Source organism: Massilia sp. 01N417 (assembly GCF_056399645.1).
In genome coordinates this window covers 22551-48298 of the sequence record NZ_JBFTRS010000010.1, presented here as the reverse complement: position 1 = coordinate 48298, position 25748 = coordinate 22551, and the positions used below count along the sequence as shown (strand labels likewise).

Here is a 25748-nt window from a genome sequence, read left to right as displayed (position 1 = left end):
CAAGAACCTGGCGGTTCTAACCGGCCCAGTGTGCGCCCAAGACGGGCGCGGAAACCCGGCTGCCTCAATCTCGCTCTTGTGCGCGCACAAACCCATGCGGCGCTTTGCTGCATGCCGTGTCTGCGGTATGGTTGGCTTTTACGCAAGGGAGGAAGCATGAAGGGATTGCTGTTGCCATCCGGAAGCCGGATTCCCGTGCTCGGCCAGGGCACCTGGAATATGGGCGAGGATCCATCCGCGCGCCGCGACGAGGTGGCGGCGCTGCGCCTCGGGCTCGAGCTCGGCGTGAGCCTGATCGACACCGCCGAGATGTACGGCGAGGGCGGCGCCGAAGAAGTGGTGGGCGAGGCGATCGCCGGCCGCCGCGACGAGGTGTTCCTGGTCAGCAAGGTGTATCCGCACAATGCCGACCGCCGCGGCGTGCAGGCGGCCTGCGAGCGCAGCCTGCGGCGCATGCAGACCGACCGTATCGATCTCTACCTGCTGCACTGGCGCGGCAACGTGCCGCTGGAGGAGACGCTGGAAGCCTTCGTCCGCCTGCGCGAGCAGGGCAAGATCCGCGACTTCGGCGTCAGCAACTTCGACCTCGACGACATGCTGGAAGCGGCGGCGCTGCCCGGCGGCGAACTGCTCGCCACCGACCAGGTGCTGTACAACCTGTCGCAGCGCGGCATCGAATGGGAACTGCTGCCGTGGTGCCGCGAGCGGCGCATCCCGCTGATGGCCTATTCGCCGCTGGAGTCGAATCCGAACGAGCAGGCCGGCCTGCTGGGCAATCCGCAGCTGGCGGCGGTGGCGCGCCGCCATGGCGTGACGCCGGCCCAGGTGGCGCTGGCCTGGCTGCTGCGGCAGGAAAACGTGGTGGTGATCCCGAAGGCGGTGCGGCCGCAGCACGTGCGAGAGAACCGCGCCGCGCTGGACCTGGCGCCGGCGCTCACCGCCGAGGACCTGGCCCAGCTGGATGCCGGCTTTCCGGCGCCGCAGCGCAGGCGGCCGCTGGCGATGCGCTGATCAAGCCGCTTCGTACAGCCCGGCCCGCAGCCAGTCCAGCAGGGCGGCCGAGGTCAGCGGCCGGCTGAACAGGTAGCCCTGACCCTTGGCGCATTGCTGGCCGCGCACGGCGTCGGCCTGGGCTTCGGTCTCGATGCCCTCGGCCACCGTGTTCATGCCCAGGCTCCGGGCGACCTTCACGGTGGCTTCGATCAGCACGCGGTGGTGCTGGCTGGTGTCGGCCTGGCAGACGAAGGAGCGGTCGATCTTGACCGTGTCGACCGGCAGCTGGTGCAGGCTGGACAGCGAGGAATAGCCGGTGCCGAAGTCGTCCAGCGCGAGGGTGATGCCGATCGCCTTCAGCTCGTGCAGGCGCTGCTGCACCTGCTGGTCCTGGGCGGCCAGGCTTTCCGTCACTTCCAGCTGCAGCTGGGACGGATGCATGCCATTCTCGTCCAGCACGCCGCGCACCGTGGCCGGCCAGTCCGGCTGGGCCAGCTGGGCGCGCGACAGGTTCACCGCCAGCAGGCGCGGGGCGGCGTCGCCGAGTTCGCGCTGCCAGCCCATGAAGTCGCGGCAGGCGCGGCGCAGCACGAAGTCGCCCAGCGCCCCGATCAGGCCCGATTCCTCGGCCACCTGGATGAATTCGAAGGGCGGCACCACGCCGCGCGCCGGATGCTGCCAGCGCACCAGGGCTTCGACCCCGGCCGAGAGGTCGGTGCCGCCATCGGGACGCAGGCCGACCACCGGCTGGTAGACCACGAACAGCTGTTCCTCGAGCAGGGCCAGCCTCAGGTCCGATTCGATGTCGGCGCGGCGCGCGGCGCGTTCGCGCATGGCAGGCTCGAACATCGTGTATTGGTTGCCGCCGGCGCGCTTGGACTCGACCATCGCGATGCTGGCGTCGCGCAGCATCTCGCCGGCGAAGTCGCCGGCATCGGCGCCCCAGACCAGGCCGATCGACGGCTTGCAGGTGACTTCCTGGCCGCCGGGCAGCTGGTGCGGGCGGCCCAGCGCGTCCAGCAGGCGCGCCGCGATGCGCTCGGCATCGTCGCGGCTGCGCAGGCCGTCGAGCAGCACCGCGAATTCATCGGCGCCGACCCGCGCCGCCAGCTGGCCGCTGCCGCCGTTCGGATCGATGCGGTCGCTGGGCGGGCGCAGGGTAGCGCGGATGCGCTCGCCGATCTGCACCAGCAAGCGGTCGCCGGCGCCCTGGCCGAGGGCGTCGTTGATCTGGCGGAAGCGGTCGCAATTCATGAACAGCAGGGCGAAGCCGCCGCGGTCCGGATCGAGCCCGCAGGAGCGGCCCAGCATCTGCTGCGCCTGTTCCAGCAGGGCTTCGCGGTTCGGCATGCGGGTCAGGGCATCGGTGTGGGCGGCGGTCTTGAGGCGCCGCGCCAGTCTTTCCTGCTCGCGCTGGACTTCGTGGGTGGCGTCGGTGACCACCGCCATCAGGCGGGTCGGGTCGAGCTTCAGCACCGACAGCGACAGCCACTGCGGCGCGCCCGGCCCGGCGGCGTCGCCGAGCTGCAGGCGCAGGCCTTCGCACACCGAACCGGATGGCTCGGTGAATTGCGCGCTCAGTTCGCGCAGCTGCGGCGCCACGCCCTGCAGTACGGTGAAGAGGTTGTCCATGCTGCCGTCGCGCACCAGCGGCATCAGGAGGCTGGACGACATCGGGTTCAGCATGTCGACCGTGCCGTCGAGGCTGGCCTGCACCAGGCCGATCGGGGCCCGGTAGAGGAACTGCACCAGGGCTTCGTAGGCGTCGGCGGGGTTGATCGGCTTATCGGCTTGCATTGAGGTCTTTGCTCCAGCATTCGATCCGGTTGCGGCCATTCGCCTTGGCGGCGTACAGGGCGCGATCGGCGCGCTTGATCAGGGTGTCGAGGTCGATGGTCTCGCCGGCGTCGACGGCGGCGATGCCGGCGCTCACCGTATAGGCGATCGACACGCCGTCGCAGATCACCGGCTGGCTTTCGACCAGGCGGCGCAGGCGCTCGGCCACGGCCGCGGCGCCGTCCAGGGTCGAGGAGGGCAGCAGCACGGCGAATTCCTCGCCGCCCACGCGCGCCACCACGTCCACCTGGCGGAAGGTCAGCGACAGGGCCGCGCCGAGCTGGCGCAGCACGCAGTCGCCGGCCGGGTGGCCGTGGCGGTCGTTGATCTGCTTGAAGTGGTCGGCGTCGAACAGGACCAGGGCGATCGGGCGCGGCGTGCGGCGGTTGCGCGTCAGCTCCAGTTCGGCCGCTTCGAAAAAGGCGCGGCGGTTGGCGACGCCGGTCAGGTGGTCGCAGAACACCGACTTGCGGCGTTTGTCGGCGGTGTCGCGCTTGTCGCTGATGTCGCGCAGGACCAGGCAGTAGGCGGCCTCGCCGTCGGTGGGCAGGTCCGGCTCGCGGTCCGGCAGCGGCGAAATCATGGCGCTGCCCCAGAACTGGCTGCCGTCGGCACGCAGGCGCGGGCCTTCGTCCAGGCTCCAGCCGTTGGCGTCGGCATCGCGCAGGCGGTCCTGCACCTGCTCGGCGGTGGTCGCGCCTTCGGGATAGAACACGGAGTAGGGCTGGCCGACCACCGAGGGCTGGAAGCCGGTGACGCGGGCAATGGTCTCGTTCCAGCAGCAGACCCGGCCTTCACGATCGAGGCCGACCAGCGCATAGTCGCTGATGCTGGTCAGCAGGGCGTTCAGCCAGGCGTCGCTCTGGCGCAGCTGGCGCTCGCGGCGCACCTGCTCGCTGACGTCCTGCAGCACCGCCATCAGGCGCGAGCCGTCCAGCTTCAGGAGGCTCAGCGACAGCACGTGCGGCACCCGCATGCGCTTGCCGGCGGCACCGCTGTTCAGATGGATGTGCAGGCCGTCGCAGATCATGCCGCTCGGGCGGTCGAAGCTTGCGCACAGGTGGCGCAGCTCGGGCGCCACGTCTTCCAGCGCGGTGAACAGATTGGTCAGGCTGGCGTCGCGCGAGAGCGGCATCAGGAGCTGGGCCGAGATCGGATTGATCATCACGATCTCGCCGTCGATGCCGGTCTGCACCAGGCCTACCGGGGCCAGGTAGAGGAACTGGATCAGCGCCTCGTGCTCGGCCGCCAGTCGGGCGTGCGCGTCGGCGCTCACAGCTTGCGCTGTACCAGCACGTAGCGTTGGTCGCTGCCCGGCTCGGCCAGCAGGCGCAGCTTCACCTTCACCGGACGCATGCGCAGGGTCAGCACGTAGTCGATGGTGTCGTCGAGCGCATTGCCCTCGTCCTGGGCGTCTTCGAAGCGCTGGGCCACCATGAAATTGTTCATGCACGGCGCGACGTTGGTGAACAGCGGCTGGCCCAGCACGCGCGCGGCGTGCAGGCCGGCGGCGTCGGATTCGGTCTGGTTGTACTTGCAGACATTGGTGTCGGCGCCGAAGCCGATCACGCCGAAGTCGAGGCGGTCGAGTTGTTCGGCATTCAGTTGCATCAGGTGGCCATGGAGGCCGGGCGCGGTGAAGGACAGGTCGGTGGCGGCGGTCATGACGATGATCTCTTGTCGAAATGCGAAGATTGTTGCAGCTAAGAAAGGAATGGTGACATGTCAGATTCCCCCTGTCAAATCAATCGTGCGCAGATGTGACATTCGCGTTCGCTCTAGCGGATGATGGCCGGCATGTAGGTGTCGAGGAAGGCCTGCGGCATGCGGCGCGGCTTGCCGCTGCCGATCTCGATGCAGACCAGGTCCCAGCGGCCGCGCAGCACGGTGGCGCCGTCGCTGGCGCGTACCAGCTGGAAGCGGCGCTCCATCGACAGCTTGCCGTCGCCGCCCACCAGCCAGGTGGCCAGCAGCAGTTTTTCGTTCTCGAAGGTCGGCAGGATGTAATCGTATTCGCCGCGCCGGATCGCCATCGCGCGGTCCAGGCGCCGGTAATCCTCCAGGCCGAGCCCGAGCGATTCCGAATGGGCCCAGCCGATCTGCTCGCACCAGCGCACGTAGACGGCGTTATTGGTGTGGTTCAGCCCATCGATATCGGCGGCGACCGGCACGCGCGGCAGCGTGAAAGGGTTTGCATGATCCCAGTTCAAGGCGGTTCCTTCCTGGCGGTTGCGGTAGGGCCGGCCATTCTACAGCCGGTGCATGCGACACGCCAGGATGGGCTTTGGGATAATGACGGCGCGATGAGATGCCGCTCAGGCGTACGGCTGGGAACATCAGGGCGCTCAAGTCGTCAAGCATCCGGTTAACGCGGGGGAACCGATGTATACGATGATTCTGTTGCTGTATCTGCAGTCGGGGCTGGACGTCACCCTCGACCAGGCCAACCTGCGCGGCGAATTCCGCAGCATGGGCGAATGCGAAGCCGCGGCGCGCAAGCTGCGCGGGCCGATCCCGATCCCGCGCAACGTCCAGGCCGCCTGGCAGGACGTCATGTGCATCAGGATCAATCCGAACGTCAGCGTCAACCAGATGAAGCCGGTCGAGCTCGGCAAGCTGCTGCAGGAGCATCCGCCGCTGGGTTGCCAGGGCGAAGGGGCATGGGAGCGCGTGGCCGAGATGTGTGTGCCAGCGCCCGTGGCGCCGAAAAGCGAGGGCGACAACCCGGGCGGCAAGCGCTGAGCGCTCTCAGTCTTTCTTCCACTCCACGCCGCTTGGGCATGGAATGTTGTCGGCCACCTCATTGCCCATGGCCATGCGCCCCATGCCAAGCGGGCTGATGTTGCCGCCGCGCCGGCAGATGCTGCCGTTGCCGATCCGCTTGCGGTAGATGACGGTGCCGTCGGGCGACGTATAGGTGTCGAAATGCACGCTCTTCGAACGGTCGATGTGGGCCGCTTCGAGGCCGCGCCGGAAGCGGCCCATCGGCGTGTCCGGCTCGTCCGGCACCCCGGATTTCCCGTTGCGCAGCACGCGGTCGATGCGGCCGGCCTGGCGCTTCGCCAGCCCGAGGGCGAAGCCGCCGTCGGCTTCCTTCTGTTCGCGGATGGCGTCCTGCGCGGTGATCGGCGCATGCGCGTCTTCCAGGCGCGGGGCAGCGGGCGCCGCGGGAGCGGCGGCGAGGGGAGCGGGATCGGCAGGCGTGTCGGCCGGCGCTTCGGACCTGGGTGCCGGCGGCAAGGGATTGCCGAAGAAATCGGCGATCGGCGGCAGGTGTCCGGCCCGCGGCCTCGGATAGCCCGGCGCGGACGGCGCCTCGGGTTTCGACGGTGTCGACGGCGGCGGCGCGGGCACGGTGCGTAACAGGTAAGTGACCACCGCCGGCGTCTCCGGCGCGGGCGCCGGGCGATGCCGCATCCAGGCCAGCACCATTACCGTATGCATGAAAAAAATCAGCGCCAGCGCAGCCCGGTTCCTGTGCGGGAAACCTGCTGCGCGGGCGCCGTAGTTCATGCGGCGGGCTTGCTTACTTGACCGTCATCGCCTGCTTGATCGCCACGCAGCGCTGGTCTTCTTCCAGTGTGTCGAGCAGGGCGCGGCGGGTGCCGGCGGACAGGTCCTTCATCTGCGCGCCGGCAGCCTGCAGGCGCTTGACGCTGGCCGGGGTGCAGCTCGACGGGATCATGCTCGGACCGTAGGCGCGCATGTAGACCGGGCCGGCCGTCTTGTCCAGCTGCGGCAGCAGGGACAGGCGCTGGTCGGCGGTCTTCTCGGCCAGGGCTTTCTGCTCGGTCGGATACAGGCTGCCCATCGCCGTGCGCACCTTCGAGAACGGCAGCTTGGTCTTGGTGTCCTGGATGGTGCCGAGCCACTCGGTCTTCACCGCCGGGTCCGGACGGACCACCGTCGACGCCAGCGCCGCGGCCTGGCCGCTGTCCGACTTGTCGCGCTCCTGCTCTGCTTTCACGAGCTCGGCCGCGCCCGGATAGTCGTAGCGGTTCAGGCGGGCGATGATGGCCCAGCGCAGGTCCTGGTTGATGCTCAGGCCGTCGAGCGTCTGCTTGCCTTCCAGCAGGGCGGCCAGACGGTCCAGCGCCGGCCGCGAGCTGGCAACGCCGATGTACATGCCGAACCAGCGGCGCTGGAAGTCGTCGTTGCCCTTGGCGGCGACGGCGGCATTCCAGGCCATGTCCTCGAGCTGGCGGTCGACCTGGCGCGCATAGGCACTGTTCGGGTCGATGGCGACCAGGTAATGGCGGGCGGCGCCGACCTTGCCCAGCACGTCGCCCAGCAGGGTGTAGTCCTTCTCCTGCGGCGCATTGTTCAGCGCGGTGGTGATGAAGTCGTTGAGCGGCAGCTTGGCATCGCGCACGCCGTCCCACAGGCTCTGCCACAGCATGGCGCGCAGCAGCGGATCGTCGACGCCGGAGATTCCCGTGCGCGCGGTGTCGAAGGAGCGCTTGTCCAGCTGGACCTTCACGAAGCCCCAGTCCTCGAAGTTCGGGTACACCAGGTCCGGGCAGCTGGCGCCGACCATGCCCGGCACGGCCGTCTTCGCGCCCTTGTAGATGATGGCGACGTTCTTGTCGAGCTTCAGCGCCTTGCCGTCCAGGCGGAAGCTGGCGACCTGCACGCGCTGTTCGCGCAGGGTCGGGAACTGCTTCGTGGCCGACTGGTCGAGCGTGAAGCTGGCGATCTTCCCGTTCTTGCAGCTGAAGCTGGCGGCGATGGTGTTCACGCCCGGCTGGTACAGCCATTCCCTGGTCCAGCCCTTCAGGTCGCGGCCGGCGGCCTCGCCCAGGCTGCCGATGAAGTCGTCCAGGGTGGCGTTGCGGTACTGGTACTTGACCAGATAGTTGTGCACGCCCTTGCGGAAGGTGTCCGCGCCCAGCAGGTGCCGCAGCTGCATCAGGGTCGAGGCGCCTTTCGAATAGGTGATCGCGTCGATGTTGTCGAAGGCGTTCTGGGTCGACGGCACCGGCACCTCGATCGGGTGGGTGGTCGAGCGCTGGTCCTGGGCGTAGGCGCTCTGCTTGCCTTCGGAGTAGAAGGATCGCCAGGCGTCCTTGAACTCGGTGGCCTCAAAGGTGGCGAGGGTGCCCATGAAGGAAGCGAAGCTCTCGTTCAGCCACAGGCCGTTCCACCACTTCATGGTGACCAGGTCGCCGAACCACTGGTGGGCCATCTCGTGCATGATCACCGCGGCCAGGCGCTGGCGCTGCTCCGAGGTCATGTCGGCCTTGTACATGAAGCCGCGCTCGGCGAAGGTGATGGCGCCGGCGTTTTCCATCGCGCCGTACAGGAAGTCCGGCACCAGGATCTGGTCGTATTTCTCGAACTGGTAGGGGATGCCGAAATAGTCGTCGAAGAAGGCCAGGCCGGACTTGGTGTACTTGAACCATTCGGCCGGCTTGACTTGCTGCGCCACCGACTGGCGCGCGAACAGGCGCATCGGGTACTTGCCGCTGGTGTCTTCCCATTTCTTGTAGGGGCCGGCGTGCATCGAGAAGTTATACGGGCTCAGCTTCTTGGTCCTGGGGAAGGTCCAGCGCCTGGCATCGCCATGCGCATCGATCTTCGTCTCGCGGGTGGTCGAGATCACTTCCCAGTCGGCCGGGACGGTCACGTTGACCTGGTAAGTGCCTTTCAGGTCGGGCTGGTCGAACACCGCGAACATCTGGTGGGCGGCGGCCGGCTCGAAGTGGGAATAGGTATAGACGCGGCCGTCGACCGGGTCGACCATGCGGTGCAGGCCTTCGCCGTTGGTGCTGTGCGGACGCTCGTAGGCGATGGCGACGGTATTGCGGCCCTTGACCAGGTCGGCGGCGGCCAGGGTGATGAACCAGCCGTTGTATTGCGGGGTGACGCTCTTGCCGTTCACCGTCACCGACTTGACGGTGGCCTTGTCGAGGTCGATGGTGAGCGGGCTGGACGCGTCGTTCAGGTCGAAGCTCAGGGTCGTGGTGCCGCTGAAGTTCTCCTTGCCGGTCAGCGTGAAGTCGAGCACGTAGTCGACGTTCGAGACGCGGGCGGCGCGGGCGGCGGCATCCTGTTGCGACAGGAAGGCGTTTTCGGCGCGCGGCGCGGCGGCGGTGGCGGCATGGGTGGCGGGAGCGAAGGCCAGCGCGGTGGCGATGGCGAGCGGCATCAGGCGAAGAGCAGTTTTCACGGTTGTCCTTGCGACGATTGACGACAATGCCGGCGGCCAGGGGCGCCGGAACGGATCGCGCAAGAATAGCATGTCGGCAATATTATTCGTATCGGTATGCGGCTCGATACGGTGAATATTTGCTGTCGAAAGCGCCTGTTCGGAAAAGAAACGGTTCTTCGATATATGCATGCATATCGAAAGGGAAGATACGGACCTTGATCTAGCGCAATGGGTCGACTATGCGGGAGTCATTTTTCTATGGCAGCATCGATGGTTTGTTGTTGATCGAAAATAATCGCAATCGATACACCATGGGGGAGTAATGGATCGTCATTCCGCTGTCGAGCAGGTCCTCGAAGAGATCGCAGCCACCAAGCCTGCCGGCGACGCAGCCGCCGCTCTCGCTACGCGAATCCAGCGCGAGCGGCATTATAAGGATGCTCGCGTCAGGGCCGCTCTACGGGACCATGACGAGCCTGAATGCCGCCGTATTGCAAAAGAGGCCGAGCTCATCTGTACGATCGAATCCTCGTTGCTATCCGAAATAAACGCCATCTCCGCAGGCTTCGATTCGACTGCCAGCGAGTTCAGGCATGCCTTGCTGGCACTCGAAAGCCTGCAGCGGATGCGCCTTGGCCTGCCAGGGTGTCCCGCAATTCCCCCGATGATCGAAGGAGGCGCCCTGGACAAGGAGCAGCATCGATCTTCCTTTGATAATTTTGCCGGCTGGGATTTCTTCCTTGAATATTTCGGCATCGTGCTGAAGAGTTTGTTGTTGCGCGCCAAGAACGCAACCACGACACCGGACATTCGTCCGCAGGATGTTGTCAAGGCAACGGCACATTTCGCTCAGTCGACCAGATGGCAGATCTTCCACGAATTCCGCTCATTCTGGGAACAGGGGGAAGTCGATTTCGATACCAAGGCCCTGGTGCTTGATGCTGGCCAAAGCGAATTTGTCCAGGCATTTCGTATTTCCTTATCCCGGCTTCGAACGTTTCGTGTCATGCGCTCGCATGACCGCTTTCCGCAAGACCGGGTGCGTACTGGAACGAAAGAACTTCCGCTTCAGGCATTTCGCTCTGCTGAGGAACTGACCTCCAGCTATTTGGCAACGTTGCAATTCTTTTCCGCCGAACTGAAGGAAGTCGTACATGGGGCAAGCCTTGCGGAGTGGGTTCGTGCCTATCACGTGTTGAGGGAATTTGCCTGGACGATGCTGCGCGCAGGAGCGAGCGAGGACCCGATGGGCTTGCTGGTAGAGCGGGATCCCGCGTTCTTTCATTCGCTCCTGATCGAGCAGGGCGGGATTGCGGAGCGCAGTGCGAAGGCCATGATCGGGCACCTGACTTTCGGCCCGACGTCAAACGATCTGCTCGACTGTCCGCTGATTCCGCTCGGGACGCGCCTGGTGCTGCTGCCGGCAATCACAGCGGTCATGGAGCCGGCACATTCCCTCGAATCGATGCTGCATTCGATTCGTTGCGGGAAGAGCCATGAACTCAAATTCATCGGGCCTGGGTTGGAAATGAGTGTTCGCGCCAGCTTGAAAGAAGGGGGCGTACATGCACGCCAGATCCGCCATGGTAACTACGAGTGCGACATCGCATTCATTCTGGATGACGTACTATTTCTGTGCGAGTGCAAATGCAAATTCATTACCCCGGATTTCGCGTCCTATGCGAACCTGGAGCATTCCCTCCGCAGCACAGCCGTGGCGCAGCACGAGCGGACCTGCGATTTCTTCGCCAGACATTTGAATGTGATCCGACACCGATTCGGAATGGCGCCCGAATGGGAGCCGAAGTCCATCGAACGGATCATCATCACTTCCGCCAAGCTCGGGCGCCCAATCAGTGAGGACGGCTACTGGATCACGGACCACCACACCGTGCACGCCTACTTTACCCGTCGGACAGCAACTTTCAATGTGGGAGCGAAAGAGCGTTACAAGCTGCCCGACGATCGCCTGGAAGGTCCGGCAACGGCCGAAGGCTTTCTGGACTACCTGAAGGATCCGCAAGTAATCACCCTGCACCAGCGTTATCTTGCGGAACGGCGCATTCCTCTGGAAATAGGAGGATTGCGCCTGTCGTTCAACGATTGCGAAGCTTACGGCGAGGTCCGATACCTGTAACCGGCGGGACCTGGCGCCGCCACAGCTGCGCCAGCCCGCGGATCAGCCGTTCGCCTGCAAGGCCGGATAGTCGGTATAACCTTCCGCGCCCGGCGCATAGAACTTGTCCGGACGCGCCGGGTTCAGCGGGGCGCCGGACTTCAGGCGGGCCGGCAGGTCGGGGTTGGCGATGAACCACTGGCCCCAGGCAACTGCGTCGGCCTTGCCGCTGGACAGCAGCTCCTCGGCGCTTTCCTTGCTCATCTTTTCGTTGGCGATATAGACGCCGCCAAAGATTTCTTTCAACTGCGGACCGAGGCTGTCCGGGCCGATCGCTTCGCGCGCGCAGATGAAGGCGATGCCGCGCTTGCCCAGTTCGCGGGCGACGTAGCCGAAGGTGTCCAGTGGCGTCGAATCGCCCATGTCGTGGGCGTCGCGGCGCGGCGCCAGGTGCATGCCGACGCGGTCGGCGCCCCAGACCTCGATGCAGGCATCCGTCACTTCCAGCATCAGGCGGGCGCGGTTTTCGATCGAGCCGCCGTAGGCGTCGCTGCGCTGGTTGGTCTTGTCTTGCAGGAACTGGTCGAGCAGATAGCCGTTGGCGCCGTGGATCTCGACGCCGTCGAAGCCGGCCTTCTTCGCATTCTCCGCGCCCTTGCGGTAGGCGGCGACGATGCCCGGAATCTCTTCCAGGTCGAGCGCGCGCGGGGTCTCGTATTCCTTGACCGGACGTACCAGGCTGACGTGGCCGGCCGGCTTGATTGCCGACGGGGCCACTGGCTGGTCGCCGTTCAGGAACCGCGGATCGGAGATGCGGCCCACGTGCCACAGCTGCAGGAAGATGCGGCCGCCGGCCTGGTGCACGGCCTCGGTCACCTGCTTCCAGCCCTCGACCTGCTCGTCGGACCAGATGCCCGGGGTGTCGGCATAGCCCACGCCCATCGGCGTCACGGAAGTGGCTTCCGACAGGATCAGGCCGGCCGAGGCGCGCTGCACATAGTATTCGGTCATCAGGGCGTTCGGCACGCGGCCTTCGCCGGCGGCGCGCGAGCGGGTCAGCGGCGCCATCAGGATGCGGTTCGGCAGCTCCAGCGCGCCGACTTTCAATGGATCAAACAACGAAGTCATTGCTACTCCTGTTCTTGTTGACTGGGGATTCAGTAAGGCCGTGCCATCTTAAAGCACACGCGGATTTCCTGCCGGGACCGCCCCGTTTTTGAACGCCGGCCGCGGGTGGGCCCATGCCGCAGTGGTATACTTGCGGCCCTTTGAATGAAGATGAGCGGAGTTGCGATGAGCTGGGTGTATCTGGTGCTTGCCGGACTGTTGGAAGTGGCCTGGGCCGTGGGCCTGAAATACACTGCCGGCTTCACCCGCCTGTGGCCCTCCGTGTTCACCTTGACGACGATGGCGGGCAGCGTCGGCATGCTGGGCCTGGCCCTGCGCGCCTTGCCGCTCGGCACCGCTTACGCCATCTGGACCGGCATCGGCACCGTCGGCACCGCCGTATTCGGGATGATCATGCTGGGCGAGCCGGCCGGCGCCCTGCGCCTGCTGTCGATCGGCCTGATCGTGGCGGGCATCGTCGGCCTGAAGCTGCTGACGCCGGCCTGAACCGGCGCAACCGATCTCAGTGCAAGCCCGTCCAGCGCGTGTAGATGCGGTCCAGCTCGCCGTCCGCCTTGAGCTTCTCGAGGGCGGCGCCGAGCAGGCGGGCGAGGTCGGGTTCGGCCTTGCGGCTCACCCAGAAGTACGACGGCGCGGCGCCCAGGACCACCGGGAGCACGCGTATGCGCGGGCCGAGCGCCTCGCTATGGATGTAATGCTGCAGGGTCACTTCGTTGAGGTAGGCAAAGCGGCCGTGTCCGGCCAGCATCTTGTGCAGGTTGACGCCGTTGTCGTCGGTGGCGTCGTCGACCTGCACGCCGCCCGCCTTCAGCCAGTCCGTGAACACCGAGCCACGCTGGGTCGTGACCAGCGCGCCCAAGCGCACCAGGTCCTGCATGTCGCGCACCACGGCCGTGTCGCCGGCGCGCGCCACCAGCAGATGGCGCGCGATGTACACGGGCTTGCCTACCGGTACCGCGATGGCATTGCGGCGCGGCGAGGCGACCAGGGCGCAGGCGGCGCCCAGCTTGCCCGACTCCAGGCCGGCTTCGATGCCGGGCAGCGAGCGGCTGCGGTCGTAGCCCGTGAAATGCAGGCGCGGCTCGATGCGCTCGATCGCGGCCATGACGTCCGGACAGATGCCGGCGACCCGCCCGGGCAGGGCCACCCATTTGGGCGCGATCGCTTCCTGCCCCACGACGCGCACTTCCATGGCCCACGCCCCGGCGCAGGCCGCCAGTCCGGCGATGAGTGCCCCCAGGCGCTGAATGTGCTGTGATGCCTTGAAGCTATTTGTCATTGTTATCGCTATCGTTCTCTCGAGCGCCGGAATTGTCGCACGAAGCGCCACCATTCTGCTCACCAATTCACGCTGCCGGCGATCCGCGCACGTTTGATCCGTTCGGCATAGTCGCTCCCTCAGCTCCCTAAACTCGGTGGCGAACCGGGGCCGCTTCGCCCCGACCGCGGAGGGAAGCGATGATCCTGTTGACGGGAGTGGCCGGCTTCATCGGCATGCACCTGGCGCGCCGCCTGCTGGCCGAGGGACATGAGGTGGTCGGCATCGACCATCTCGGACCCTGCGCCGAGCCGGGGCTGAAGGAAAAACGCCTGGCCGCGCTTGGCGATGCCGCCGGCCTGCGCTTTTGCCGTGTGGACGTCACCGACGGCGCCGCGCTGGATGCCCTGTTCCGCGAGCACCGTTTCGAACTGGCCATCCATCTGGCAGCCCAGACCGGCGTGCGCCATTCCTCCGAACATCCGCACGAATGCGTGATCAACAATGTGGCGGGCTTCGCCAACGTGCTCGAGTGCAGCCGCCGCCACGGTCTCGGGCACCTGGTCTACGCCAGCAGTTCCAGCACCTACGGCGCCAACCGCCGCCTGCCGTTCAGGGAGCACGACCCGGTCGACCATCCGGTCAGCGTGTACGCCGCCACCAAGCGCAGCGACGAGCTGCTGGCCCACAGCTACAGCCACCTCTACGGCCTGCCGACGACCGGGCTGCGCTTCTTCACCGTCTATGGCCCCTGGGGACGGCCCGACATGGCGCCGATGCTGTTCGCGAAGGCGATCTCGGCCGGCCGCCCGATCGAGGTCTACAACGGCGGCCACATGCTGCGCGACTTCACCTATATCGACGACGTGGTCGAAGCGGTGCTGCGGCTGTGCGCGCGGCCGGCCGAACCGGCTCCGGATTTCGATCCGCTCGATCCGGACCCGGCCACCAGCCATGCGCCTTTCCGCATCTATAACGTCGGCAACCAGCAGCCGGTGCGGCTCTCCGAATTCATCGACGCCCTCGAGGACGCGCTCGGGCGCCGCGCCGAGCGCCTGGCGCGGCCGATGCCCGGCGCCGATATGGCGGCCACCTGCGCCGACACCCGCGACCTGCGGCAGGCGATCGGCTGGACGCCGTCGACGCCGCTGCGCACCGGCATCGCGCACTTCGTCGAGTGGTTCCGGCGGCATGGGGCCTGGCATGCGTAAGCACGAGGCGGCGCTGGAGCCGCATTCCCTGTCGCTGGTCGTGCCCATGCACGACGAGGAAGACAATGTGCTGCCGCTGACGACCCAGGTGCGGGCGGCGATGGCGGCGGCGCCCTGGCCGTGGCAGCTGATCCTGGTCGACGACGGCAGCCGCGACCGCACCGCCGAGCGCATCCGCGAAGCCGTGGCCGCGAGTCCGGGCCACACGGCGGCGGTCATCCTGCGCCGCAACTTCGGCCAGACCGCCGCCATGCAGGCGGGCATCGACGCCGCCGGCGGCAGCGTGATCGCCACCATGGACGGCGACCTGCAGAACGACCCGCACGACATCGTGCGCATGGTGAGGCGCCTGCTCGACGAAGACCTCGACCTGCTGGTCGGCTGGCGGCGCGAACGCAAGGACAGCTTCTGGCTGCGCCGCCTGCCCTCGATGCTGGCGAATCGCCTGATCGTCGCCGTCACCGGCGTGCGCCTGCACGACTACGGCTGCTCCCTGAAGGTGTATCGCGCTTCGGTGCTGCGCGAGATCCGGCTGTACGGAGAGATGCACCGCTTCATCCCGACCTGGATGGCCACCGTGACCTCGCCCGACCGCATCCGCGAAGAAGAGGTCGGCCACTTCCCGCGCATCCACGGGCAATCCAAGTACGGCCTGTCGCGCACCTTCAAGGTCCTGCTCGACCTGCTGTCGATGTATTTCTTCGTGCGCTTCCGCGCCAGCCCCGGCCATTTCTTCGGACGGATCGGCCTGGCCTGCGGCTTCGCCGGCATGGCGGCGCTCGGCTGGCTGGCCTGGCTGAAGCTGGGGGAGGGCGAGGCCATCGCCAGCCGGCCGCTGCTGCTGCTGGCGGTGCTGCTGGTCGTGATCGGGGCGCAGTTCGTCTGCACCGGCATCGTCACCGAAGTGCTGGCGCGCACCTATTTCGAGGTCGGCGCCGCCCGCACCTACCTGGTGCGCGAAACCCTGGGCAAGCTGGGCGAAGCGGAACCCGCCGACGGCCGCCGCGCGGGCGAGGCGCAGCAGCCATGAACGGCGGTCCGGTGAGGGAAGGCGCCGGCCTGCTGCGGCCACAAGGACGCAGCGGACGCCGGCCGGGCTGGATGGCTGCAGCGGCCGCAGCGGCCGAGGCGCTGCCCTGGCTGCCGTCCCTGCTGCTGGCCGGCGCGGTGCTGGCCGGGCTCTACCTGAACCTCGGCGCCTTGCCGCTGTTCGACGTCGACGAGGGCGCCTTCGGCGAAGCCACGCGCGAGATGCTCGAACGCGGCGACTACGTCTCTACCTGGCTGAACGGCCAGCCGCGCTACGACAAGCCGATCCTCATCTACTGGCTGCAGGCGGCGTCGGTGCGGGTCCTCGGCCTGGACGCGTTCGCGCTGCGGCTGCCGTCGGCGCTGGCGGCCAGCGCCTGGATCGCGGCCATCTTCGCCTTCGCGCGCCGCCACATCGACCGCGACACCGGCTACGCGGCGGCCTTCATTGCCGCCGGCGCGGCCGGTGTCGGCGTGATCGGGCGCGGCGCGACCGCCGATGCGCTGCTCAACCTCTTCCTGGCGCTGAGCATGTTCGACATCGTCCGCTACGCCGGGGACCCGCGGCCCTCGTGGCGACGGCGCGCCTTCCTGTGGATCGGCCTCGGCCTGCTGACCAAGGGCCCGGTGGCGCTGCTGGTGCCGGGGGCCGCCAGCCTGCTGGCCTTCTGGCTGCTGGGAAGAATGGCGGACTGGTGGCGGGCGGTGCGCGACCCCGCCGGCTGGGCCATCCTGCTGGCGATCGCCATGCCCTGGTACCTGCTCGAATACGAAAGCCGCGGGGGCGCCTTCCTGGCTGGCTTCTTCATGCGCCATAACGTCGAACGCTTCCTTTCGCCGCTGCAGGGGCATAGCGGCGGCCCCTGGTATTACCTGCCGGCGATCCTGGTACTGCTGCTGCCCTATACCGGGCTGTTCCTGCGCACCTTGCCCGGACTGCGCAGCCTGCGGCATCCGCGCGCGGCGCCGCTCGATACCTTGCTGTGGTGCTGGTTCCTGTTCGTCTTCGTGTTCTTTTCGCTGGCCGCCACCAAGCTGCCGCACTACCTGCTGTATGGCGCGACCCCGCTGTTCATCCTGATGGCGCGCGGGCGCGGCACGCTGCGCTCGCCTGTGCTGGCCTTCGCGCCGCCGCTGCTCTTCCTCGGGCTGGTGGCGGCCCTGCCGGTCTTGCTGGAGCGCCTGGCCCCCGGCATCCGCAACCCCTATGTGCGCGAGGCGCTGGGCCGGCCCGAGGTATTCGGCGCCGGCTGGCGGCTGGGCGCGCTGGCGCTGCTGGCGGCCGTGCTCGGACTGGCGCTGTGGCGCGGCGCCTCGCTGTGGCGGCGCCTGGCCGCGGCCGGGCTGCCGTGCTCGCTGGCGCTGGGCTGCCTGCTGCTGCCGGCGGCGGCCGAGCTGCAGCAGGGGCCGCTGAAGGAAGCGGCCCTGCTGGCCCGGCGCGCCGGCTGGGAGGTGCATAGCTGGCGCATCGATATGCCGAGTTTTTCGGTGTATCGCGGCGCCGTCACGCCGGCGGCGCCGCCGCTGCCAGGGCCCGGCCAGGTGATCCTGACCCGCAGCGACGCCCTGACCGCCCTCGGCCCGGTGCAGCTGCTGTACCGAAAGGGCGGCATCGTGCTGGCCCGCATGCCTGGATGAGCCGATGGCGCCGGCCCTGCGTTCTCCCTGGGTATGGCTGCCGCCCGTCACCGGGCTGGCGCTGCTGGTGCTGGTGCTCGCCAGCGGTGCCGACCGCGCCGCCTTCCTGGCGCTGAACCATGCCGGCCAGGCGCTCGGACCCCTGTTCTGGCTGCACCTGACCATGCTGGGCGACGGTGCGGTGGCGCTGGCGCTGGTGCTGCCCTGCATCCGGCGTGTTCCGCACTGCTTCTGGGCGGCGCTGGCGGCGGCGGTGTTCGCCGCGCTCTGGACCCAGGTGACCAAGCAATTCGTCGACATGCCGCGTCCCTTGTCCGTGCTGGCGCCGGACCAGTTCTTCCAGGCCGGGCCGACCTACCGTCGGGTGTCTTTCCCGTCCGGGCATGCGGCGGCGGCCTTCGCCATGGCCGGAATCTGGACCATGGGCATGGCGGGAAGCCCGCTGCGGCGCACGCTGCTCCTGCTGTTCGCCAGCCTGGTCGGCCTGTCGCGCATCATGGTGGGGGTGCATTGGCCGGTGGACATCCTGTGGGGCATGCTCGGCGGCTGGCTGGGCGCCTGGCTCGGCCTGCGGCTTTCCGGCCGCTGGGCCTGGCCCACCGCGGGCGCGGGCGGCCTGGTGGCCGGGGTGGTGCTGCTGGGGGTGGCGGCGAGCCTGCTGGTGAGCCGGCATATCGGCATCCCGGCGGTGCTGCCGGCGCAGCGCCTCATCGGGCTGGTCTGCCTGTTGTGGGGCGGCCGGGAAATGCTGCGGATGTGGCCGTGGTCGAGAGGGCGCTTGCGCAGGCGCCGCGCCACAGGGCGGCGGCAGATCGAGGAGGAGGAAATCGATGGGTGAGGATGGCTGGTGGCTGCTGGTCGGTTTCGGCGGCCAGGCCTTGTTCATGGGGCGCTTCGTGATCCAGTGGTTCGTCAGCGAACGGCGGCGCCGCAGCGTGATTCCGGTGTCCTTCTGGTACCTGAGCATCCTGGGCGCGCTGGTACTGCTCGCCTATGCGGCGCACCGGCGCGATCCGGTCTTCATCGCCGGCCAGGGGGTGGGGGTGGCGATCTACCTGCGCAACCTGCACCTGATCCGGGCGGAACGGGCGCAGATGCGGGAGGCCGGCGGCTAAAGCCGGCGCCGCACGCTCACTTATTGTTGAGCAGCCATTTCGCAAACCCCAATACACGGGCATCGTGTTGCAAATGGCGCGGATACACGATCCAGAAAGCGTAAGGGTTATCCAATCTCGGCTTGAATGCTTCGACCAGATCGCCATTGCGCACATCGTCCCGCACCAGGGGCTCGGGTGCCAGCGCAATGCCTTTTGCTGCCCGTGCAGCTTCGATCGCCAGGAAGACGCTGGAATAACGCAGGCAGGCCTGAGCGGGCGGCATCGTCAATCCTTGCGCCTCCAGCCACGCGATCCAGCCAGGCGGTTTGCCGGGAAGATGTATCGTACTGTCGTGTATCAGCGTGTGGCGCAGAACATCTTCGGGCGTATGAAGCGGCAGGGAAGTGGAAGCTTGCAGAGCAGGGCTGCAGACCGCGATCATGTCGGCATTCATCCAGTGCTGGGCGATCACACCGGGATAGCGGCCATCGCCATAGCGCAGGGCCATATCGAATTTGCCGTCTTTAAAATCGACGACTTCATCGTCATCGCTCAGTTCGACGGCCAGGCCGGGGTGGCTGGCCTGGTATTCTGCGATGCGATGCACCAGATATTTCGCCGCCAAGGACGGCATGGCGGTAAGGCGCAATGCCTGGGTGTCGCCGATCGATGGCGGCTGAAGCGCATCTTCAAGTCCTGTCAACAGCGCGAACAGGCGGGCTGCCAGGGTCTCGCCATAAGGCGTAAGCACGACGGCGCGGTTCTGGCGCAGGAACAAGGGAAGTCCCAGGTAGTCCTCCAGGCGCTTGACTTGATGACTGATCGCCGTCGGCGTCACATGCAGCTCAGCGGCGGCTTCCTGAAAGCTCAAGTGGCGTGCGGCCGCTTCGAAGCTGCGCGCAGCGATGAGTGGCGGGTTCGGTCGGCGCTTCATTGGATGATTCTATCAGATGAATTTGGTTCATCTGAAAGCAAAAATCGATCGTTTGTCGGCCTCGCGCACGTTCAATAGACTTGCCGCATTCGTCTGTTTTGGAGCGGCATCATGAACGAACACGATTTACGGCCTGCCGGCCGGGCCGATGCCGGCGCAATGCTCGACCTGCTTCGTTCGGTTTCCATGGAGGGGGATACGCTTCCGTTCCGGGATGCGATCGATGCGGACTTCATCGACAGCCAATGGCTTGGCGCAGCCGGATGTTTTCTGGCATGGCAAAACGGGGTCTTGCTGGGCATGTACCGCTACGGCCCGAACATGCCGGGCCGCGGTTCGCATATTGCGACCGCGACTTTTATCGTCGCCCAGGCATTCAGGGGACGAGGGCTCGGCCGCACTCTCGTGCGGCATTGCCTCGCACGGGCGAGGGGCTCGGGATTCCGGGCGATGCAATTCAACCAGGTTGTCGCCACCAATCTCGCCGCACTTTCACTCTACCGTTCCTTGGGTTTCACGAAAGTGGGCGAGATTCCTGAAGCATTCGCCCATCCCGAGCATGGCTATGTCGCGGCCCATGTCATGTATCGCGACCTATGCCGACCTCATCACTCGCGGCCGAACTGCGGGTTCGGACGGGTCATGTAGTACCACTCTTGGTTCGGGCCGGCGTTCGTGTCGGGGAACAGGATGCGGCCCGAGAACTCCGCCACGACCGGGGTGCCGTCGGCGCGCACGCCGATCTGCTCGCCTTCATGCAGCGGGTCGAAGCTGGCCCACTGGCGGGTGAAGCGGTCGCCGGCGTCGAGCTTGTCGTGCACCACGACCATCTGCAGCGCTTCCATCTCTTCGAATGGGATGGGTTGCGGTTCCGGGGCCTCGATCAGCTTCATGTGGGCGAGGGTGTTCATGATGGCGCGGTAGGCCACTTCCGGCGCCTGCGGGTCGAGGTGCTGGCCGCATTCCAGGGTCAGGGCATAGCCGCCGGTGCTGCGCATGTATTCGGTGGTGCCCATGCCGTAGCGCAGCACGGTTTCCAGTTCCGCCGCATTGCCGCGCGAACGGCGCTGCACGCCGCCGCCATAGGCCGCCATCCAGCCGGTCACGAAGCGGCGGACACCCAGGCGGCGCGCCAGCGCGCGCTCTTCGCGCATGTGGCGGAAGGGTTCGAGCGGGCCGTCGTTGTCCAGCGGACCGACCATCACGAAGGGCTCGCCGTGGGCAGCGTTGAAGGAGTGCAGGTCGAGCAGGACGTCGTGCTGGGCCAGCAGCGGGCACAGCCAGTTGGCGACGCGGTCTTCGAAGTCCTGCGGCCGTTCTTTCGGCGACAGGTCGCGGTTCAGGTTGCGGTCGCCCGAGCGGGTGTTCCTGGCGTAGGCCAGCGGGTTGACGATGGGGACGAAGGTCACGCTGCCGTTGACGATGTGCAGCTTGCCGGCGTCGAGCTCCGCCACCACGCGCTGGATGGCCTGGGTGCCGCAGGTCTCGTTGCCGTGGGTCGCGCCCATGATGATGACACGCGGACCGGGGCCCTGGCCCGTGTAGTTGACGGATTTGAAATGCAGCTGGCTTGCGGCGGAGGTCATGCTTTTGATCCAAGGAAATATCGGTCCGGCCATTTTATCGGGAATCCCTGGCATCCGGGAGCGCCGCGTGGCATCATCCGGCGTTTTCGTCGACGATCCTCCACATGAGCCGCGTCTCCGCCCGCATCCATGGCCTCGACACCCTGCGCGCGCTCGCCGTCACGCTGGTGGTGCTGCATCACTACGTGCTGTTCGTCAGCGGTACGAATACCTTCGGCTGGGTGGGCGAGATCGGCTGGGTCGGCGTCGACCTCTTTTTCGCCCTGTCCGGCTACCTGATCGGCAACCAGATCTTCCAGGCCCTGCGCAGCGCGGGCGACCTGAGCCTGGGGCGCTTCTACGCGCGCCGGCTGCTGCGCACGCTGCCGAATTTCTACGCGGTGCTGGCGCTGTATGCGCTGTGGCCGGCCTTCCGCGGCGATGACCCGATGCTGCCGCTGTGGAAATACCTGAGCTTTACCCAGAACATCGGCCTGGAACCGGGCACCGCCTTTTCTCACGCCTGGTCGCTGTGCATCGAGGAGCAGTTCTACCTGCTGCTGCCGGCCTGCGCGCTGCTCGCCGCCGCCCTCGGCCGGCGCAGGGACGGACCGAAGGGCGGGGGGATGCACCGGGTATGGGCCGCGTTCGCGCTGGCCTTCGCGGCGGGGACGGCGGTCCGTGCCGGGACCTGGCTGCACGGGCAGGATGACGGCCACTGGCTGCACTTCTATTACAAATATATTTACTATTCGAGCTTCTGCCGCCTCGACGAGCTGCTGGCCGGGGTGGCGCTGGCCCTGTTGAAGCATTTCCATGGCGGGATCTGGGCGCGCCTGATGGGGCAGGGCAGGATGCTGCTGGCGGCCGGGATCGCCGCCTGCGCGCTGGCGCTGCGTTGCTTCCTGGTCGACCATTACGGCCTGTGGACCACCGTGTTGGGCTTTCCGCTGCTGGCGCTGGGCTGCGCGCTGCTGATCCTGGCGGCGCTGGCCCCGGATTCGCCGCTGCACCGCATCCGCGTGCCGGGCGCATCGAGCCTGGCGTTGTGGTCCTATGCGGTCTACCTGGTCCACAAGCAGGTCGGTGTGCTCGCCGCCCAGCCCTTGGCCGAGGCCGGCTTCGGCCCCGAACATCCGCTGACGATCGTGCTGGCGCTCGCCGCCTCGGTGCTGGCAGGCTGGCTGCTGTTCCTGCTGGTCGAGACCCCCTTCATGCGCCTGCGCGAGCGCTATGTGCCGGGCAATAGCCCAGGATCCCCGCTGGGAGCCGCCGCGCGGTGACAAAGCGCGCATTTTCAGGCGATATCAGTCTGATAAGCTTGGGGGTGATGAAGAAACTTATCCATTCCACCCTACTGGCTGCTGCCATGTTCGCCAGCGCCGGCGCCCTGGCGGCGCCTCCCCAACCCTATGTGATCGTGACGCGGCTGGGTGTGTCCACGACCACCTTCGGCTGCGGTGTCGGCAACGTCGGCGTGTGCCATTACCTGATCCTGAAGTCGCTGTGCCAGGACAAGATGCTCGACGAGCGCACCAAGGAGCGCACCTGCAGCTATACCGAGGCGGTGCCGCCTTTCAAGCTGCTGCCCGGCGAGAAGCGAACGGTCGGCGACCTGCCTGCCGACTACCTGTACACGATGAAGATGAACGCCACGCCGACCGTCGACGAGGTGCTCAAGTCACCGTCGCCGCACTAAGACGTCTTGAGCGTCATTGCGCGTCGATGACGTCGAAGGCGGCCGGCATGTCGGCCAGCCAGGCCGCCAGGTGGGCGACCCGCATCGAGGGATCGTAGCCGTCGGTGCCGGCGATCGCCGCGCGCAGGCCCGGCACCGCCTCCTGCGTGCGCGGACTGGCGTAGGCGGCGATCAGCATTGCCAGCAGGTCGTTGGGAGGGGTGCTGGCGCGGCGCAGGCGGGCGTGGATCACGCCCAGCAGGGCGCGCTGCATGCGCGGCGTCGGATGCTCGATCCAGGCGAACACGCTGGGCGTGTTGGTGATGGCGTCGGCCATGGCCTGTTCGATCCGCTCCGGCTTGTAGTCGGAAGGGATGTCGAAATACGCCTTGTCCCAGCGGGTATCGGCGTAGCGATGGCCCGGCGGGAAGGTATCGATGGTCTCCAGCCCGAGCGCGCGGCTGGCGCGCCCGAGCAGAGAACTTATGGCTTCTATCAGCGGCATGCCGCTAGTGTAGCCGAACTGCCGACTATCGATCAGGCGAAGCGGCCGGCCCGGAAGTCCTCGACCGCCTGGAACACCTCGGCATTCGTGTTCATCACGAAGGGCCCGTACTGCGCGATCGGCTCGTTCAGCGGACGGCCGGCGATCAGGATCAGGCGGCTGTCGGCGCCGGCCTTGATCTTCACCCCGTCGGCGCCCTGGGCGTTGTCGAGGATGGCCATGCGCGCCTGCGGCACCGCCTTGCCGTCGACCACGACTTCACCGCGGTAGACGTAGAAGAAGGCGTTGTGCCCGGCCGCCAGCGGCTGCTCGAATTCCACGCCTGCCGGCAGGTGGATGTCGAGGTAGAGCGGCTGGGTCGCCTCGCGCTGCACGGCGCCATCGACGCCATGCGAGCTGCCGGCGATCACTTGCACCTCCGCGCCGGAGGGCAGGGTGAAGCGCGGCACTTCCTCGCTCGGGATGTCGCGGTACCAGGGCTCGCACATCTTGTCCTTGGCGGGCAGGTTCAGCCACAGCTGGAAGCCTTCCATCAAGCCTTCGTTCTGCTCCGGCATTTCGGAGTGGGCCACGCCGCGGCCGGCAGTCATCCATTGCACGCCGCCGTCGCTGACCAGGCCCTCGTTGCCGGCGCTGTCGCGGTGGCGCATGCGGCCGGCCAGCATATAGGTGACGGTCTCGAAGCCCCGGTGCGGGTGCTCGGGGAAGCCGGCGATGTAGTCGCCCGCCTTGTCGCTGCCGAAGGCATCCAGCATCAGGAAGGGATCGAGACGGCGCTGCAGCGGCTGGGTCAGGACGCGGTTGATCTTGACGCCGGCGCCATCCATCACGAACTGGCCGCCGAGCACGCGCTCGATGCGGCGGCTTTTTTCGACGCCTTCGCCGGCAACGGTGACGTCAACTTGCTGTTCCATATCGATCTCCTGTTGATTGACAATGCGGCCCGAAGGCCGCGCCGCGGGGGTGGTTCAGGCGATGGCGGCGACCACGGCGTCGGCTTCGGCCTGGCCCTTGCTCGCTGCATCCGGACCCATCGCCTGGGCGTTCGAGTACACGAAGGTCGAGTCGGTCATGCCCAGGAAGTTCAGCAGCATGCGGATGTGCGGGACTTGCGGATCCGCGTCTTCCGGATAGATGCCGCCGCGGGAGGTGGCGACGAAAACCTTCTTGTTCTTCAGCAGGCCTTCCGGACCGGATTCGGTGTAGCGGAAGGTGACGCCGGCACGGGCGATCGCATCGAACCAGGCCTTCAGCTGGATCGGCATGCCGAAGTTGTACATCGGGGCGCCGATCACGACCACGTCGGCGGCCTGCACTTCGGCGATCAGGGCGTCGTCCTGGGCCACGCGGGCAGCCTGCTCGGGGGTGCGCTGGTCGGCCGGGGTGAACAGGGCGCCCAGGGCGCTCTCGTCCAGCACCGGGTGGGCCTTCGCACCGACGTCGCGCACGATGACGGTGGCGCCCGGGTTGGCGGCGCTCAGCTTGGCGACGATGTTGCCGGCCACACGGTTCGATTCGGAATTGGCGCCGCGGAGGCTGGAATTGATCTGCAGGATGTTCATTGTCGTTCCCTTCGTTGTGTCGGTTGGTGTGTCGATGTAGACACTTTAACGGTTCCATCTATCGTGCGGAAGGCGTTAGAATGGATAACATTATTCAACTGGTGGAACAATCATGGACATCGAAGCCAACGACATGCTGCTGTTCGCCCGCATCGTCGAAGCCGGCAGTTTCAGCATGGCGGCGCAGCGCCTGGACCTGCCGAAATCGACGGTGTCGCGGCGCATCGCCCTGCTCGAAGCCAGCCTCGGCGAGCGTCTGCTGCAGCGCACCACGCGCCGCCTGGTGCTGACCGAGTTCGGCGAAAGCCTGCTCGAGCACGCGCGCAAGGTGGCCGAGGAGGTCGAAGCGGCCGGCGCCCTGGCCCAGCACCGCCAGGCCGAGCCCAGCGGCAAGCTGAGGATTTCGATGCCGGGCGACTTCGCCAACCTCTACCTGACCGACCTGATCGCGCGCTTCACGGCCCGCTATCCGGCGGTGTCGCTGGAACTGGACCTGTCGCCGCGCCGGGTCGACCTGGTGGCCGAAAACTTCGACATCGCGATCCGCATGGGCGACTTGCCCGAGGATTCCACGCTGAACGCGCGCCGCGTCTCGCTGGAACGCTTCGGCCTGTACGCCGCGCCTTCCTACACCGCCCAGCACGGCCTGCCCGAGCACCCGGACGACCTGGCCAAGCACGACCTGCTGTGCATCCTGAGCCGCAACGGCGGCGCCGCGCCCTGGGTGCTGGAGCGCGGCAAGGTGCGCTGGGAACGCGCGGTGCAGGCGCGGCTGACGGCAAACTCGCCGGAATTGCTGGCGCGCATCGCCGCCGGCGGTGCCGGCATCGCCGCCAGCTCGACCCTGTTCGTCCAGCCCTATCTGCAGAAGGGCGAGCTGGTGCGGGTGTTGCCGGAATGGGAATTCCCGTCGGCTACCGGCTGGGCCGTGTTCCCCGGACGGCGCCTGATGCCGGCCAAGACGCGGGCCTTCCTCGACATGCTGGAAGACGCCTGCTGCACGCGGGCGCGGCTGCAGATGGAGAGCCGGGCGGCCTAGGAAGCATC

Annotated in this window: 26 protein-coding genes; 13 read left to right on the top strand and 13 right to left on the bottom strand. The window is 67.0% G+C overall.

Features of this window, described 5'->3' with window-relative positions; translation table 11 throughout:
* The first annotated feature begins 156 nt into the window (after positions 1 to 156).
* Positions 157 to 1011, top strand: coding sequence for an aldo/keto reductase (locus tag AC1DOQ_RS12705; RefSeq protein WP_477364206.1), 855 nt, complete (start codon positions 157 to 159; stop codon positions 1009 to 1011).
* Here AC1DOQ_RS12705 and AC1DOQ_RS12700 read toward each other — a convergent pair whose 3' ends face one another.
* The 4 genes from AC1DOQ_RS12700 to AC1DOQ_RS12685 all read right to left on the bottom strand — a co-directional run bounded on the left by AC1DOQ_RS12700 (position 1012) and on the right by AC1DOQ_RS12685 (position 5039).
* Complete coding sequence (locus AC1DOQ_RS12700; RefSeq protein ID WP_477364203.1) at positions 1012 to 2790, bottom strand: putative bifunctional diguanylate cyclase/phosphodiesterase; 1779 nt, start codon at positions 2788 to 2790, stop codon at positions 1012 to 1014. It abuts the gene before it with no gap.
* A complete protein-coding gene (locus AC1DOQ_RS12695) occupies positions 2777 to 4105 on the bottom strand; it encodes a sensor domain-containing diguanylate cyclase (RefSeq protein ID WP_477364200.1) in 1329 nt (442 codons plus the stop codon). The genes AC1DOQ_RS12700 and AC1DOQ_RS12695 overlap by 14 nt, the downstream gene beginning before the upstream one ends.
* The gene (locus AC1DOQ_RS12690) at positions 4102 to 4494 is read right to left on the bottom strand and encodes a phosphonate transporter (RefSeq protein ID WP_477364197.1); all 393 of its coding nucleotides are present in this window, start codon (positions 4492 to 4494) and stop codon (positions 4102 to 4104) included. The genes AC1DOQ_RS12695 and AC1DOQ_RS12690 overlap by 4 nt, the downstream gene beginning before the upstream one ends.
* Before the next feature lie 113 nt (positions 4495 to 4607).
* Positions 4608 to 5039: an acyl-CoA thioesterase gene (locus AC1DOQ_RS12685; protein WP_477364194.1), complete on the bottom strand. Its 432-nt coding sequence runs from the start codon at positions 5037 to 5039 to the stop codon at positions 4608 to 4610.
* A 181-nt stretch (positions 5040 to 5220) separates the two neighbouring features.
* Here AC1DOQ_RS12685 and AC1DOQ_RS12680 point away from each other — a divergent pair, with 181 nt between their 5' ends.
* Positions 5221 to 5571, top strand: coding sequence for a hypothetical protein (locus AC1DOQ_RS12680; protein ID WP_477364192.1), 351 nt, complete (start codon positions 5221 to 5223; stop codon positions 5569 to 5571).
* Between the two features lie 6 nt (positions 5572 to 5577).
* On the opposite strand, the gene AC1DOQ_RS12675 is transcribed toward AC1DOQ_RS12680, so the two are convergent.
* Both AC1DOQ_RS12675 and pepN read right to left on the bottom strand, forming a co-directional pair.
* Positions 5578 to 6273: a hypothetical protein gene (locus AC1DOQ_RS12675; RefSeq protein WP_477364189.1), complete on the bottom strand. Its 696-nt coding sequence runs from the start codon at positions 6271 to 6273 to the stop codon at positions 5578 to 5580.
* 82 nt (positions 6274 to 6355) lie between these two features.
* Positions 6356 to 8998 (bottom strand): aminopeptidase N, encoded by a 2643-nt coding sequence (pepN, locus tag AC1DOQ_RS12670; RefSeq protein WP_477364186.1) that lies wholly within the window; start codon positions 8996 to 8998, stop codon positions 6356 to 6358.
* A gap of 304 nt (positions 8999 to 9302) precedes the next feature.
* Between pepN and AC1DOQ_RS12665 the strand changes: the two genes are divergently transcribed.
* Entirely contained in the window at positions 9303 to 11117 is a 1815-nt protein-coding gene (locus tag AC1DOQ_RS12665; protein ID WP_477364184.1) for a hypothetical protein, read from the top strand.
* Between the two features lie 42 nt (positions 11118 to 11159).
* Here AC1DOQ_RS12665 and AC1DOQ_RS12660 read toward each other — a convergent pair whose 3' ends face one another.
* The gene (locus tag AC1DOQ_RS12660) at positions 11160 to 12224 is read right to left on the bottom strand and encodes an alkene reductase (protein ID WP_477364182.1); all 1065 of its coding nucleotides are present in this window, start codon (positions 12222 to 12224) and stop codon (positions 11160 to 11162) included.
* 165 nt (positions 12225 to 12389) lie between these two features.
* Between AC1DOQ_RS12660 and sugE the strand changes: the two genes are divergently transcribed.
* A complete protein-coding gene (gene sugE, locus AC1DOQ_RS12655; protein ID WP_477364179.1) occupies positions 12390 to 12710 on the top strand; it encodes a quaternary ammonium compound efflux SMR transporter SugE in 321 nt (106 codons plus the stop codon).
* A gap of 16 nt (positions 12711 to 12726) precedes the next feature.
* On the opposite strand, the gene AC1DOQ_RS12650 is transcribed toward sugE, so the two are convergent.
* Entirely contained in the window at positions 12727 to 13503 is a 777-nt protein-coding gene (locus AC1DOQ_RS12650) for a substrate-binding periplasmic protein (RefSeq protein ID WP_477364176.1), read from the bottom strand.
* A 179-nt stretch (positions 13504 to 13682) separates the two neighbouring features.
* On the opposite strand from AC1DOQ_RS12650, the gene AC1DOQ_RS12645 reads away from it, so the two are divergent.
* From AC1DOQ_RS12645 to AC1DOQ_RS12625, 5 genes are all read left to right on the top strand, one after another.
* Positions 13683 to 14693 carry an NAD-dependent epimerase/dehydratase family protein gene (locus AC1DOQ_RS12645; RefSeq protein WP_477364173.1) on the top strand — a complete coding sequence of 337 codons (1011 nt, stop codon included), beginning with the start codon at positions 13683 to 13685 and terminating at the stop codon, positions 14691 to 14693.
* The gene (locus AC1DOQ_RS12640; protein WP_477364170.1) at positions 14686 to 15723 is read left to right on the top strand and encodes a glycosyltransferase family 2 protein; all 1038 of its coding nucleotides are present in this window, start codon (positions 14686 to 14688) and stop codon (positions 15721 to 15723) included. Before AC1DOQ_RS12645 ends, AC1DOQ_RS12640 begins: the two co-directional genes overlap by 8 nt.
* Positions 15720 to 17360, top strand: a complete 1641-nt coding sequence (locus tag AC1DOQ_RS12635) for an ArnT family glycosyltransferase (protein ID WP_477364167.1) — start codon at positions 15720 to 15722, stop codon at positions 17358 to 17360. Before AC1DOQ_RS12640 ends, AC1DOQ_RS12635 begins: the two co-directional genes overlap by 4 nt.
* Before the next feature lie 73 nt (positions 17361 to 17433).
* Entirely contained in the window at positions 17434 to 18198 is a 765-nt protein-coding gene (locus AC1DOQ_RS12630) for a phosphatase PAP2 family protein (protein ID WP_477364164.1), read from the top strand.
* Entirely contained in the window at positions 18191 to 18475 is a 285-nt protein-coding gene (locus AC1DOQ_RS12625; protein ID WP_477364161.1) for a lipid-A-disaccharide synthase N-terminal domain-containing protein, read from the top strand. Before AC1DOQ_RS12630 ends, AC1DOQ_RS12625 begins: the two co-directional genes overlap by 8 nt.
* Before the next feature lie 16 nt (positions 18476 to 18491).
* On the opposite strand, the gene AC1DOQ_RS12620 is transcribed toward AC1DOQ_RS12625, so the two are convergent.
* The gene (locus AC1DOQ_RS12620) at positions 18492 to 19391 is read right to left on the bottom strand and encodes a LysR substrate-binding domain-containing protein (RefSeq protein ID WP_477364158.1); all 900 of its coding nucleotides are present in this window, start codon (positions 19389 to 19391) and stop codon (positions 18492 to 18494) included.
* 111 nt (positions 19392 to 19502) lie between these two features.
* On the opposite strand from AC1DOQ_RS12620, the gene AC1DOQ_RS12615 reads away from it, so the two are divergent.
* Positions 19503 to 20039 (top strand): N-acetyltransferase family protein, encoded by a 537-nt coding sequence (locus tag AC1DOQ_RS12615; protein WP_477364156.1) that lies wholly within the window; start codon positions 19503 to 19505, stop codon positions 20037 to 20039.
* On the opposite strand, the gene AC1DOQ_RS12610 is transcribed toward AC1DOQ_RS12615, so the two are convergent.
* Positions 20000 to 20977 carry a M14 family metallopeptidase gene (locus AC1DOQ_RS12610; RefSeq protein ID WP_477364154.1) on the bottom strand — a complete coding sequence of 326 codons (978 nt, stop codon included), beginning with the start codon at positions 20975 to 20977 and terminating at the stop codon, positions 20000 to 20002. The genes AC1DOQ_RS12615 and AC1DOQ_RS12610 overlap by 40 nt on opposite strands.
* Positions 20978 to 21081: 104 nt before the next feature.
* Between AC1DOQ_RS12610 and AC1DOQ_RS12605 the strand changes: the two genes are divergently transcribed.
* Together AC1DOQ_RS12605 and AC1DOQ_RS12600 are read left to right on the top strand one after the other, a co-directional pair.
* Positions 21082 to 22239, top strand: coding sequence for an acyltransferase family protein (locus AC1DOQ_RS12605; protein WP_477364151.1), 1158 nt, complete (start codon positions 21082 to 21084; stop codon positions 22237 to 22239).
* A gap of 47 nt (positions 22240 to 22286) precedes the next feature.
* Positions 22287 to 22655, top strand: a complete 369-nt coding sequence (locus tag AC1DOQ_RS12600; protein ID WP_477364149.1) for a hypothetical protein — start codon at positions 22287 to 22289, stop codon at positions 22653 to 22655.
* 13 nt (positions 22656 to 22668) lie between these two features.
* Here the strand turns inward: AC1DOQ_RS12600 and AC1DOQ_RS12595 are convergent, their stop codons facing one another.
* From AC1DOQ_RS12595 to AC1DOQ_RS12585, 3 genes are read right to left on the bottom strand one after another with little or no spacing between them, the layout of a single operon-like run.
* The gene (locus AC1DOQ_RS12595; RefSeq protein WP_477364146.1) at positions 22669 to 23139 is read right to left on the bottom strand and encodes a hypothetical protein; all 471 of its coding nucleotides are present in this window, start codon (positions 23137 to 23139) and stop codon (positions 22669 to 22671) included.
* Positions 23140 to 23171: 32 nt separating this feature from the next.
* On the bottom strand, positions 23172 to 24053 hold the full coding sequence (locus AC1DOQ_RS12590; RefSeq protein WP_477364143.1) for a pirin family protein: 882 nt from the start codon (positions 24051 to 24053) through the stop codon (positions 23172 to 23174).
* A gap of 54 nt (positions 24054 to 24107) precedes the next feature.
* Positions 24108 to 24701, bottom strand: a complete 594-nt coding sequence (locus tag AC1DOQ_RS12585) for an FMN-dependent NADH-azoreductase (RefSeq protein WP_477364140.1) — start codon at positions 24699 to 24701, stop codon at positions 24108 to 24110.
* 112 nt (positions 24702 to 24813) lie between these two features.
* Between AC1DOQ_RS12585 and AC1DOQ_RS12580 the strand changes: the two genes are divergently transcribed.
* Entirely contained in the window at positions 24814 to 25740 is a 927-nt protein-coding gene (locus tag AC1DOQ_RS12580; RefSeq protein WP_477364137.1) for a LysR family transcriptional regulator, read from the top strand.
* Positions 25741 to 25748: the final 8 nt, after the last annotated feature.